At 42.4% G+C, this 11603-nt stretch carries 14 protein-coding genes; 1 reads left to right on the plus strand and 13 read right to left on the minus strand.

Features of this window, described 5'->3' with window-relative positions; translation table 11 throughout:
* Positions 1 to 584: 584 nt before the first annotated feature.
* The 10 genes from GC093_RS06805 to GC093_RS06850 form a co-directional block, all read right to left on the minus strand.
* Positions 585 to 2162, minus strand: coding sequence for a serine hydrolase domain-containing protein (locus tag GC093_RS06805; protein WP_171651125.1), 1578 nt, complete (start codon positions 2160 to 2162; stop codon positions 585 to 587).
* Between the two features lie 307 nt (positions 2163 to 2469).
* A complete protein-coding gene (locus GC093_RS06810) occupies positions 2470 to 2862 on the minus strand; it encodes a VOC family protein (RefSeq protein ID WP_171651126.1) in 393 nt (130 codons plus the stop codon).
* 104 nt (positions 2863 to 2966) lie between these two features.
* The gene (locus tag GC093_RS06815; protein WP_246313779.1) at positions 2967 to 3479 is read right to left on the minus strand and encodes a YciI family protein; all 513 of its coding nucleotides are present in this window, start codon (positions 3477 to 3479) and stop codon (positions 2967 to 2969) included.
* Positions 3480 to 3491: 12 nt separating this feature from the next.
* Positions 3492 to 4757 (minus strand): RNA polymerase sigma factor, encoded by a 1266-nt coding sequence (locus GC093_RS06820; RefSeq protein ID WP_312886467.1) that lies wholly within the window; start codon positions 4755 to 4757, stop codon positions 3492 to 3494.
* Positions 4754 to 5167 (minus strand): YciI family protein, encoded by a 414-nt coding sequence (locus tag GC093_RS06825; protein ID WP_171651127.1) that lies wholly within the window; start codon positions 5165 to 5167, stop codon positions 4754 to 4756. Before GC093_RS06825 ends, GC093_RS06820 begins: the two co-directional genes overlap by 4 nt.
* A 199-nt stretch (positions 5168 to 5366) precedes the next feature.
* A complete protein-coding gene (locus tag GC093_RS06830) occupies positions 5367 to 6047 on the minus strand; it encodes a DUF998 domain-containing protein (protein WP_171651128.1) in 681 nt (226 codons plus the stop codon).
* 278 nt (positions 6048 to 6325) lie between these two features.
* On the minus strand, positions 6326 to 6463 hold the full coding sequence (locus tag GC093_RS06835; RefSeq protein WP_171651129.1) for a hypothetical protein: 138 nt from the start codon (positions 6461 to 6463) through the stop codon (positions 6326 to 6328).
* A gap of 35 nt (positions 6464 to 6498) precedes the next feature.
* Positions 6499 to 7425, minus strand: coding sequence for a phosphotransferase family protein (locus tag GC093_RS06840; RefSeq protein ID WP_171651130.1), 927 nt, complete (start codon positions 7423 to 7425; stop codon positions 6499 to 6501).
* A 59-nt stretch (positions 7426 to 7484) separates the two neighbouring features.
* On the minus strand, positions 7485 to 7943 hold the full coding sequence (locus GC093_RS06845; protein ID WP_246313781.1) for a GyrI-like domain-containing protein: 459 nt from the start codon (positions 7941 to 7943) through the stop codon (positions 7485 to 7487).
* 6 nt (positions 7944 to 7949) lie between these two features.
* The gene (locus GC093_RS06850; protein ID WP_171651132.1) at positions 7950 to 8981 is read right to left on the minus strand and encodes a methyltransferase domain-containing protein; all 1032 of its coding nucleotides are present in this window, start codon (positions 8979 to 8981) and stop codon (positions 7950 to 7952) included.
* Positions 8982 to 9171: 190 nt separating this feature from the next.
* On the opposite strand from GC093_RS06850, the gene GC093_RS06855 reads away from it, so the two are divergent.
* Positions 9172 to 10038 carry an AraC family transcriptional regulator gene (locus GC093_RS06855; protein ID WP_171651133.1) on the plus strand — a complete coding sequence of 289 codons (867 nt, stop codon included), beginning with the start codon at positions 9172 to 9174 and terminating at the stop codon, positions 10036 to 10038.
* Positions 10039 to 10498: 460 nt separating this feature from the next.
* Here the strand turns inward: GC093_RS06855 and GC093_RS36835 are convergent, their stop codons facing one another.
* From GC093_RS36835 to GC093_RS06870, 3 genes are all read right to left on the minus strand, one after another.
* Positions 10499 to 10654 carry an Imm7 family immunity protein gene (locus tag GC093_RS36835; RefSeq protein ID WP_171651124.1) on the minus strand — a complete coding sequence of 52 codons (156 nt, stop codon included), beginning with the start codon at positions 10652 to 10654 and terminating at the stop codon, positions 10499 to 10501.
* Positions 10591 to 10899 carry an Imm7 family immunity protein gene (locus GC093_RS36840; protein WP_171651134.1) on the minus strand — a complete coding sequence of 103 codons (309 nt, stop codon included), beginning with the start codon at positions 10897 to 10899 and terminating at the stop codon, positions 10591 to 10593. Before GC093_RS36840 ends, GC093_RS36835 begins: the two co-directional genes overlap by 64 nt.
* 137 nt (positions 10900 to 11036) lie before the next feature.
* Positions 11037 to 11468 (minus strand): WapI family immunity protein, encoded by a 432-nt coding sequence (locus GC093_RS06870; RefSeq protein WP_171651135.1) that lies wholly within the window; start codon positions 11466 to 11468, stop codon positions 11037 to 11039.
* Positions 11469 to 11603 lie beyond the last annotated feature (135 nt).

An 11603-nucleotide genomic window follows, 5' to 3' on the forward strand; every position in this document is an offset into this window, starting at 1 on the left:
AGCGAATATCAGCTAACTTAAGTCAAATGTTGACCATCCGTTATCCCGGATTCGATATAGTAAGTCTAAATAAATGCGAGAACACTTACGAGAGTTTCGCTTTGTAATTCTCTCCCAAAGCGTTTTTTTGTAAGGAATTATTATCTTTATTCTTGGTTCACTAAAAAATTCAATTTGCAACATACAGCGCCAAGCAACACATTTCGATTCAATTTCTTTTAAGTCTGTTATAGTAAAGTCGTTAGATGAATTCACATAATTCACAAAATTTTTTCTGCACTCGAGAAAATCGATATAGTGTGTATCCCCTTCATCAATGTAGTATAAACCCTGAGGAGTAATTTCTTTTATATTTTTATAATGAACCGCTTTACCACTAAGGCGGCAATATCCCACAGAATTCACCTCATTCTATAATATCCCTTGCGAATAACTGCTCGTTTAGTGAGTGAAGGGCTACCACGTGGTAGCCCTTCAGATCTTAACTATCGTTCTCCGTTAGCTTAACGCCGGACAGTTCCCATGTATAAAATCACTTATTTTATCAGCATGTAAATACTTAAAAAGTCATGTCTGTAAGCCAATCACTTGGAGATGAGCTCAACAATTTCGCTTCCGCCTTGCCACTGAAATTCCAAGCTTCCTTCCTTTTTATCGAACAGGAATTTAAACATATAATCATACGGCGTATGAAAATCCGGATTGACGTAATGCAGATTTATAATGAATGCATCTCCATCCCAATATCCTTTAGCTTTATAATCTCCAGTCTTTCGATACTCGTTATCCAATCCTATGGATATATCTACAGTTTCGGCTCCCAAGGTTTTCTTAAAAACAGCTACATCACTCTTATTAGAAAAGGTAAGTGTAAATGCCCTATTTTCGTCACCTGCGTTAGTTTTCTTTCCAATATAAGTCCTTCCACTAATCTCGTTAGCCATCACCGGAAGCTGAGGAGTAGGCTTTTTGGGTGAACTGGCCTGACGGACTTGTTCTTTCATTTGCTGGTTACCTTCCGCATTAACTGGAAGGGCATGTTCGGGTACAGCGGAACTTTCAATGCGAGAGAATAATTTGTTTGACTCTAAGAAGCCAATGCTAGCATCCAAAATATCGCTTGTCATTACAACAACGAGATTCTTCTCAGGCGATACAAAAATTCCCTGTCCATAAGAACCACTTGCAAAAAAATAATCCCGGTCACCCCACCATAAATATCCATACTTATAACCATTCGGTGTGGTGTTATTCATTGCTGTTGATTCTGATATCCATGTAGCAGGAATTACCTGTTTTCTATTTATCATGCCCTTATTGGAGTAGAGATAGCCGATTTTTGCCATATCTTCCGGAGTTAACTGAAGACCTGCCCCTCCGTAGCTAACCCCCTGCTTATCAGCCGCCCATTGGAAATTTGTAATGCTTAGCGGGCCGAATAATTTTTCCTTAGCATATTCCTTTAAGTTTTTCCCGATGTTTTTTTGAATCATAGCGGACAGCAGATGCGAAGCCCCCGTATCGTAATTGAAGGCAGTGCCTGGAGCACTTGACATAGGCTGGTTAAGGATAAATTGAACTTGATTAGGACTATCCATCATCTGGCTGACAATGTTGTTGTTTCCGTAAGGTACTTGCCCTTCCGGCCAATCTAGTCCGCTTTGCATCATCAGTAAATTTTTCACTGTAATAGCGGCTTTATTCAAATCAGTATTGTTTTTGCTTTCCTCCGTAAGGGAATTCAGTACTTTTTGATCAGTGCCTTTGAGGGCACCCTCATTGATGGCAATCCCCGTTAATGCTGAAGTAATACTCTTCGTCACTGAATGGACTGGGTATAATACGCCGTCATCCTCTCGATAAGGAGCAAAATAGGTGCTAAGTACAAGAAAACCATTACGCACGATAAGCAAGGAGTGAATATTGGTATGCTGGCTCTGAACAGCTTTGAGGACATCAGCCAACTCAGCAGAATTAATACCTTGCTCTTCGGGAGTAGAGGTTCTCCATTTACCACCTTCCCAAGGAACCGAACTCGTTTCGGGCACAGTTTTTTTGTCTGGTAACAAGTAAGCCCAAGTGACGAATGAAAGCAAGGCAACAAGAATAATGCCTATGGGAATCCAGAGCTTTTTAACACTCGTTAAACCCTTTAAAATCATATATTCTCCCTTCAATTCCCTTTATAGGATAACTATAGCATTATTTTGTTTTAATAATTCAACTTATTAGCTTATTTCCATTCCTTTCAACAAAACTGCCCGTTAGTTGAGCGCCCAGCTTGTATCAAATACTTTTTTTCTCAGTCTAGAGCGTCCCGGCTGGCGGATGCTTTTACTTTGACGGCAAAGAACCGGCCAAGCGGCCGGTTCTAGCTATTCAACACTGAGTCATTCCACCCAGCGGTACGTCTGTTTTCTCATTTGTATTGGCGATTAGGGTCTTAACTCCAGGACACGCAAAATTTTACTATTTTACGATTTGCCACGTGACGCCATAGCGATCCACGACTTCCCCGTAGTACGCCCCCCAAGGCTGGTGTTCGAACGGGAACTTGATCGTTCCTTCTTCACCGAGTTTTGTATAAGCATTACGCGCTTCGGCTTCGTCGTCAAATGCTAAGGAAAGGCTCATATTCCGGCTGCCTTCCGCAGGTTGGAAAGAGTCGGACAGGAATAAAGTGTTTTCTCCGGCTACAGTGAGGACCAAATGCATCACTTTATCTTTTGCCGCTTCAGGCGTCCCCGGAACTTCACCCAGCGTTTTGACAAAATGAACTTCACCGCTCAGTGCATTTTTATAAAATTCCGCTTGCGCTCTTGCATCTTCCGACATCAAATAAGGAACCAGCTTTGCTGCCATGTTCATCAACAACCTCTCAAGTTTTTTGGGATTTTCACTTTAACGACGAATGCTAAACGACAAAATCGACAGCCTTCAAAAAAAATTTGAGTTTTCTTTCATATTTAAATTTGTTCGCGTAAATTCGTCTCCATAGCTAGGATGATAGGATCATGATAGGTTTCTACTGGATCTACCAGCTGGCGCAACTCGATGGCCACTTCACCGCGCCCCTTGGGAACGGGAAGCTTCAGTGCCCAATCCGTCGCTTCTTCCATGGAACGAGCATCCATGATAAGAAACCCTTCCATCAAGCCGTTCTCCGCGGAAAACGGTCCGGCAGCCACTTTGGCCTCGCCCACGTCCGGCGGATACGTGATCCTTAGCCCGCTCGAACTTGGGAGCAGCGATTCATCAGCGAGCAGGATACCTGCGTTAGCAAGGGACTTGGCATACGCCGCCCGGCGGGCCGAGAAATCTTGATCATATTTTACGCCCGCTTCCGAAAACGCTGTCGATTTGAATATCAGCAAATATCTCATAAAAGCACGCTCCTTCAGGCAGGGATCGGATTGGCAGCATCCTGCCCGTAACCTGCCTCTACCTGAACGACGAACGCGAAGGCGCAGGATCGACAACCAGTAAAAAATTTATTTATTATTCATGCATTCGGATGCGCGTTCGAGCAGAAGATCCCGCTCGCGGCTGTTTCTCGTCAAGGAAGCCGCCCGTTCAAACTCAAGGCGCGCTTCTTCGAACTGGTTCAATTTGTACAAAAGATCGCCACGAATGCTGGGCAGAAGATGATATGCGGACAGCGACGCCTCTTGGTTCAATTCATCGACGATTTGAAGGCCGTAAGCCGGATCGAAGGCCATGGATATCGCAACCGCACGGTTCAATTCCACGACCGGCGAAGGCATGATGCGCGACAAAGATTCGTACAGGGCGGCGATCCGGATCCAGTCCGTATCCGCAGGAGTGACTGCTTTCGCATGGCAAGCAGCAATCGATGCCTGAAGCGTGTAGGGACCGTACGGCTTCCCTAACTGCTGGCATCGATGAAGGGCTGCCAATCCGCGACGGATCAGGAGCTGGTCCCACTTCGCCCGGTTTTGATCCATGAGCAGGATCGGCTCTCCATCCGCCCCGACCCGCGTCTTCAGCCGAGAGGATTGAATTTCCATCAAAGCCGCGAGCCCATGCACTTCGGGTTCAGCAGGCACTATCTCCGCCAGCATGCGGCCGAGCCTTAGCGCTTCCTGGCAAAGAAGTGGCCGGACCCAATGTTCGCCCGCAGTTGCCGAATAACCTTCATTGAACATTAAATAAATGACTTCCAGAATCGTAGCCAAACGTTCCTTCAGTTCCTCTCCTGCGGGAACCTCGAAGGGAACCTTCTTGGCGCTAAGGGTGCGCTTCGCCCGCACGATCCGCTGAGCAATCGTCGCTTCGGCCGCCAGAAATGCACGGGCGATCTCATCCGTCGTAAGCCCACATAACAACCTTAACGTGAGCGCTACCCTTGCCTCCTGAGACAATACCGGATGACAGGTCATGAAGATGAGACGCAGGAGATCGTCACCGATCTCCCCGTCCATGTGGCGATCCATATCTTCTTCCGTATACAATTCGGCACTTCGGGTCATCTCTTCGTATTTTCGGTCTCGAAGCTTGTTTCTTCGCAGCAGATCGATGGCGCGCCGCTTCGCCGTCGTCATGAGCCATGCTCCCGGATTGTCCGGGATTCCCGAAGCCGGCCAGCGCTCAAGGGCAATCACGAGAGCATCTTGTGCCAAATCTTCCGCCAGCCCCACATCCCGAACCATTCTCGTTAATCTGGCGATTAATTTTGGAGACTCGATCCGCCAAATGGCATCAATCGCCCGCCCTATGTCAGAAATGGAACTGCTCACAATCTGAACTGCCCCTTTATTTTTTCTCGAGTTTCTTCATCCGAAGATAATTCTTCCGGTTCAAATATTTGCCTCAATTCGATCTCGCCTTGCCCTCCCCCATGCGGATCTGGCATGCGCATCGCCCACTCTATCGCTTCTTCTCGCGACTTTACTTCGATCAGCGTAAATCCTGCAATGAATTCCTTGGCCTCCGTAAACGGGCCGTCCACCACCTTCGGTTTTACGCCCGGCTCCGAATACGAAATCCGAATGCCGCTGGAGCTAGGTTGCAGCCCATCCGCAGCAAGTAACACCCCCGCCTTCGCCAACTCCTCGTTATACCTCAGCATGGCATCGAGCAATTCCTGGCTAGGCTTTACGCCTGCTTCCGAATCCGTTGTCGCTTTCACGATCATCATAAACCTCATGGTTAATCTCCTCCAAATTTGCAGATAATTTTCGTTTTATTTGATCAACGAATGAAGACGAAACAAAAGACAACATCCGCTTTGAAGATCGTCCTCGGCGGAACCTTAATTATTACATTATAACATAGCCAAAAACTCGATCGGACAAGTGTCAAAATCGAGTTTCAAAAGGTTTTAACATTCGAACCGCAGCTCGAATCTAGATTTTACTCTCTCTTAATCGAAAGGCCGCCTCGGCGCGCAAATGAGTCGCAATAACCGATACGAACCCGAAGGCAATAATGCCGGAGCAAGCCATGATTACTCCGATCCAACTGATAACGCTAAAGCCCAGAATAATAAGAAGCGGTGGCACAATGCCCGACGCCATGCAATAGACGCTCCATACGCGCTTACCTTGTTCGGCAAATCGGCGCGCAAATATGAAGCATGCTGCGATCAGACAAATGAATGACATAAAGAACGCCGCTGAGTGCAGTGCCGCTTCGTCGCTCATTGAGGCGGGCATACCTTCGGGAGTACCGGAAGGAAACCCAAGGCCCGGGTCCGGGCGAAATATACCGGCGGTCGCCATGCCAAACCCGTATATTCCGATGAGCAGTGAACCCCACGTACTTCCCACGCCTCCTCGCAGCAAGGAGCGTATACCAAAAGCAGCAAGCACCGCGAACAATCCGGTCACGATGAAATCCGTGCGCTGAATCCACCCCAAATCACCAAGAGTCAGTGAGCTTATAGCGTGACGCTTGATGTCGAATCCGGTACGTGTAAATACTTGCACCAAAACGATTGCGTAGAAGAACGGTGCGGAAATGGCTCCGCCCATCAGAAGCTTCCTGATACCATTGAAGTAATTTGTTTTTGCAGATGCTTGTTTCATAATTTTTTCCTCTCCTTAATAAGTTAAGTGTTGTGCGATCCCCCTCTTTCGAAAGCGAAAACCTTGCCCTCTTAAGAGGTACGGAAAGCCCAAAGCGCTTAGGGAACGCTGTATTCAGCGATCCTCAAGATGCTGCCGAGCCCAGTACAGTATGCATGGTAGTTCCACCTTCGTGTTAAATCATAACGCTACCTTGAACCCTGTTATCCGGGCCTCTATCTAGACGACGAACCGTAGAAGACAAAATCGACACATCATAAAAACATTTTTTTATAAAATTATGGATATTTTATAACCCGACGCAATTCATTGCTCCATTTCCAATTCCATATGGATCCCACACGCTTTCGGCTATCGCTATCCTGCCCCGTTACTTGAATGAACATCAAATAGGAGCTGTCCTTTGGCAGCTCCACGCTATCGTATCCTTTAGCGGAATTTCATATTAGTATTAATTAGTCAAGTTTAAAAGCTCTTCGCGAAGTCCGAAATAAGCATCATTCCATCCCATCTTCGAATAAAAGCGTAATCCGATCAATCCATTGTAATATTTCCCCCCAATTATTCTTTCCTTAAAATTGTGAATGGAAATGCCAATCTGTTGCTGATAATTCTGGTATTCCTGGGTCACATCAAGTTTCCTCAAGTGCCAGTCTAATGTTGCAAGGTCAACAAGAAAATCACCATATTTACTATTAGTGTCGATAATACCGGTTATACGTTGACCATCAGATAAAATATTAAACTGATGAAAATCACCATGAATAAAATACCGATGTGGTTCATTATAGGTGGAATAGGCCAATAAACGGTTATAACATTCATCAACCACATCTTTCTCTAGACATGAAGTTTTGAATAAGCTGTGCCACCCATCCCAGAAGGTGCCCGTTTGATCCTCTGCATTAATAGCAATTACATGTTCCCTCCAAGAATTATGTGTACCATTCCCGTTCTTATTTATGAATCCGTAACCGTGTGTTTTACCTATCTCAACGTGGTTCATTCGAGTTAGAAGTTGAATGACCTCCGGAAGCAATTGGCGCTGTTGCTCAGGAGAGCAGTTTGCCAGAATGAAACCACTGATCTTTTCTGAAATGAGATAGTTAAATGATTTATATTTACCTAGCTCAAGACAAGAAGGAAACGGGATTCCCTGTGTTGTTAAGAGGCTTGAAATAAATCTTTCAGTTTCAAAACTCCCTGCTAACTCACTAAATTTAATAACGTATTCTTTATCAAAAACCGAGAAGGAGAATACAGCGCTTAAATTACCCCCTTTTAATGGCGTTACCCCTGTCACATTCGAACCAAAAAAATTCCTCAGCACAACTTCCACTTCCGGAGTTTCTAACGTTGGTTTTTCGTATGCAGTCATCTATTCCCCATCCTTCCCTTATTACAAAGTATGATTATCTTTATCTTCTTAATTCATAGTTACGATTTACTGTTTACGACTGGAATCCAGAGTTCATATGATGAATCTACTCTTAGTACTCGGAAAAATTGTGCATTTGCCACAAGCTCGTATCCATTTGCAGGAAACCATTCAGAAAATAAATAATACCAGGTTTGGTACAATGTTTGCGGTGATACTGAGGAAAGATCAAAGACTGCCCACTTTTGCTTGGAAATGATCAACTCAACAAGAGATTTAGGACATTCTGCAGTTGTTTCAAATCCAATATAATAATCAATTAGATTATCTGTATGATCGACTGCTATATGAAGGATTTCATTTACTTTTTCCATAGTTAGCTGTTCGAAATAAGTTTGCATGTCTTCATGTGTTGTTTGATCAATTCCAGGAACAAAGACTCCAATTTTATGTATTGGTGAAGCCTTTTTAATACCGACAATTTTGAAGGATTCCCTACTCACAAATCGGAAGTTCATTATTTATCAACCTTTCCGTTTATTTTTGTGTTTAAGTTTCTCGAAAACGTAGATGGTAGGGTGTAATCCCTTGAGACTTAACGGGAATGCTTTTATTAATCGCAAATACAATGACGCAGCAACTTGTAAAATCTCATCCCAATTTTCTGTTAGAATGACAGCTTTCCCTTGGATTTTCATCACTCGAGTAATTTCAATTAATATGGCTCGATTGATTTCATTTGTTTCTCTTCCAAATGAAATTTGCCTTCCAAATGGCAGGTTTGTCACGACTTTATCAATAGAAGCATCGGCAAAAGCTAATTTACGAGCATCCCAATGTGTGACCTCTGCAAAAGTATCCATGAGATTCTCTTTCGCTACTTTGAGCGCCTGATGATCGATATCCCCCCCTCCAATATAGGTAAATGGATAGGAAAATCGTTCCCATAAGATTGTGCCCGATCCACAACATGGGTCAATAAAAACATCCTCTTCTACAGGAGCTGAAAGCCAAACCATTGCATGAGCGACAGTTGGTAAAAGAGATGCTGCTGAGAAACGTCTATCATTTCGTCTAAAGCGATAGGATGCATTAGTTAACTTAAGTGAAAAAAGTCCGTGATGATCATCAATGTCTAATCGAAACTCTACATCAGGCTGACGATTCATACTAATTCTTTTGTAAGGGTAACGTTTTTTTATTCCTTCCATTGCTGCATTAGCTGCTTCAAATCGGCTATAGGTTTGTGACCCTTTACGGCTAGCATTCACATAATAGTAAGTCCCTTTTTTTAGGAATGGCTTTAGACTTATCCGAGAAACTTGATCACGCAATTGATGAAGATGTAACCGATGCAATCCAACTTCTAATTCAGAAATAACCAAATATAAATTATTTGCTAGTCTTAAACTTTTTAGATGTTCAATATCTAGAGTGGTAGTAAAGAAAACTTTTCCTCGATTTGTTTTTGTAACCACTATTTCAAAGCATCTGTCTTTAATCTCCTCAATCAAAAGATCCTCTAAACCAGGCAACACCGTGGCAAAATAGTTCATTTAAGAAGCTCCCTTCTTAAACAAATATTAGCAACTTTGGCAACATCGTTCCCGACAAATCTGATATTGCTTTTGTCGGATCAACAGTATTAAACTTAGTTAGAATAAAGACCCGATAAAATAAATACTAATTGTTGAGAGCATTTCTTTGATAGAAATTATGATAATCAGAGACAGGATGTGTAAAGACATGAATTTACTGAAGCATATGAACGATGCTTTAACCTATATTGAGGAGAACCTCGAAAATGATATAGATATGGCTGAAGTAGCAAAAATTGCTCGCTGTTCAGAATTTCATTTCAAAAAAATGTTTTCCTATTTAGCAGGGATTACATTACTTGAATATGTTAGAAGAAGACGGCTAACCATGGCTGGTTTTGAATTAAAGGGGCAACATATGAAAGTTATCGACGTTGCCATCAAATATGGCTATCATTCACCAGATTCGTTCGCAAAAGCTTTTCATCAATTGCATGGTATTAACCCTTCCGAGGTTAACAAAACCGGGAAATCCTTGAAATCTTTTCCGCGCATGATTTTTCAATTAACCATTACAGGAGGAAGCGAATTAAATTATCGAATTGAAAAAAAAGAAGCATTTACAATTGTAGGTATAAAAGAAAGAATCCCTCTCGTTTATAAAGGAGAAAATCCTGCTATAACAGAAATGTTAACGAAAATAACAGGTGACGTTTACTCCAAGCTGAAATCTCTTGCAAATGTTGAGCCTCTTGGAGGATATAGTGCTTCATTTAATATTAGGGAAAGAGAAAATGAGGAAAAGGCTGAACTTGATCATCTTATTGGTGTAGCAACAACAAAGAAAGATTTATTAGGTCTAGGTTCTCTTAATGTTGCAGCCTCTACTTGGGCAATTTTCACTGTCATTGGTAATCCTGCCATCATACAGGAAGTATGGGGACGAATTTATGCTGAGTGGTTTCCTTCATCTGATTATCAAGTTGTAGAAGGTCCTGAGATTCAATTTACAGATAGGGATACTAGTAGTCCAAACTATAAAAGCGAAATTTGGATCCCTGTAGAGAAAAAGTAAACTGTTCCGCTCACAATCAGAAGTTTAGAACATATTTTGAGCATTTCGTGTCCAAGCCCCAGTTTTTATCTCCGTTACCTACAGCATATAACGGATCCGCCAATTTGGTGGTTTTTTATAGAAATGAGGCGGCTGTCGTTAACTTGTCCTCTTAAAAGGACAAGAACTCATGTCCATAAAATAAATAAACACGTCACCCTCCCCCTCCAAGGCAACTTTCCGGGCTCCTCTGGGGCTTATGGCGAAAAACTTGCCGTTACTTGTGATACGGGTACACGGGCATGATCTTTAACTACACACTTTATTTATTAAATTAAGGAATCCGCCATCCTTTTTTGCAATGTTACATTCGCGTTATCCTGCCCGTTAGGTGAACAAAGGCTGCCGTTCGTACTGGCAGCCTAGTTCTTATTGTTTGTTGAGCTCTCGTTCTGCGTTAGCTTAATCAACAAAACATTATTTAATCATTTCTATCCGGATCGTATTCATCCTCGACTACTGGGATATATGGTGACAGGAAACTGTCCTTCTCACGAGTTAATATCCCACGAGTCAGTTTCCAGACAACAAACTTGTTGTTATCTTCAACGTCTTCATCGTCCTGTGTATATAACAATCCATATGAACCTGCAAGTTCTCTGAGACCCACTTATATATTTCTAGTACATAGTTCGAGAAATGATTATGTAAGCCTGAGATGGTCCAAGAATCTTGCCCATTCCTCCGTTTAATATTTGACAATTCTTCGGTATCTATATCTTTCAAATAGTTAATGAACCTACTGTAAGCCTGATCTTGAAGGTATTCATTTGTGTCATGTGTATGGTATCTCAACACAATCCATCCATGAAACTCGAACATTATTCCCCTCCTAACTCGTTGAACTCTAGTTCTGCGTTAGTTCAATCTAAAATGCCTAATTCGGACCGAGGGACGGCTGTCCAGAAGCGTGAATATGGTGTTATGTGAATTGAATGTAATCTTGGAATACCCACTTATTATTTTCCCTTTATTGGAAAATTCTTAATAATATCCTTTATTTCATCTATTAATTTAATTAAATATGACTGTTCCGAATGAATTTGAAATTCTAATGAAGCGCCATACCCGCTAGGAAATGTAAGTTTGACTTGCCATTCTAGTTTCCCTAGCTTATCCATACGTACTTGAATATCAACATTACTTTCTAGTCCGATCAATGAAGATGAGCCTGACATCTTACTATACATTTGAACTAATTGATCATAAAACGAAGTTATTTCATCCGTTCTAAGATCAGTTGGAAACTTAACATTGAAGCCTGGTATTTCAGCTCTGACTTCACAGATAAGCCAATTTCCATCCCAGAAGTCATTCCTGTGAGGATAAGAATAACCAATGACTTGAATATTAATAAATTGACCTTCAAGACCTTTAATTCTAAAGTCCATTATGATTACCTCATTATTTTTTGTATTACATTCAATTGATATAATGTGTTAATTGCGAACTTCGAAAATTCACCATGCGTAAGGAATTCGGCGAAATGATTGAACTATCCTGCCCGGTAGTTGAATAAATGTAAC

It is taken from the genome of Paenibacillus foliorum (assembly GCF_013141765.1).
GTDB classification, from domain to species: Bacteria; Bacillota; Bacilli; order Paenibacillales; family NBRC-103111; genus Paenibacillus_S; species Paenibacillus_S foliorum.

Excerpts from the sequence above, each read along its gene's own strand:
- GC093_RS06870 (WP_171651135.1), bottom strand. The coding sequence starts at position 11,468 with ATGGACTTTAGAATTAAAGGTCTTGAAGGTCAATTTATTAATATTCAA.
- GC093_RS06830 (WP_171651128.1), bottom strand. The coding sequence starts at position 6,047 with ATGAAACAAGCATCTGCAAAAACAAATTACTTCAATGGTATCAGGAAG.
- GC093_RS06825 (WP_171651127.1), bottom strand. The coding sequence starts at position 5,167 with ATGAGGTTTATGATGATCGTGAAAGCGACAACGGATTCGGAAGCAGGC.
- GC093_RS06855 (WP_171651133.1), top strand. The coding sequence starts at position 9,172 with ATGAATTTACTGAAGCATATGAACGATGCTTTAACCTATATTGAGGAG.
- GC093_RS06850 (WP_171651132.1), bottom strand. The coding sequence starts at position 8,981 with ATGAACTATTTTGCCACGGTGTTGCCTGGTTTAGAGGATCTTTTGATT.
- GC093_RS06840 (WP_171651130.1), bottom strand. The coding sequence starts at position 7,425 with ATGACTGCATACGAAAAACCAACGTTAGAAACTCCGGAAGTGGAAGTT.
- GC093_RS06845 (WP_246313781.1), bottom strand. The coding sequence starts at position 7,943 with ATGAACTTCCGATTTGTGAGTAGGGAATCCTTCAAAATTGTCGGTATT.
- GC093_RS06805 (WP_171651125.1), bottom strand. The coding sequence starts at position 2,162 with ATGATTTTAAAGGGTTTAACGAGTGTTAAAAAGCTCTGGATTCCCATA.
- GC093_RS36840 (WP_171651134.1), bottom strand. The coding sequence starts at position 10,899 with ATGTTCGAGTTTCATGGATGGATTGTGTTGAGATACCATACACATGAC.
- GC093_RS06810 (WP_171651126.1), bottom strand. The coding sequence starts at position 2,862 with ATGGCAGCAAAGCTGGTTCCTTATTTGATGTCGGAAGATGCAAGAGCG.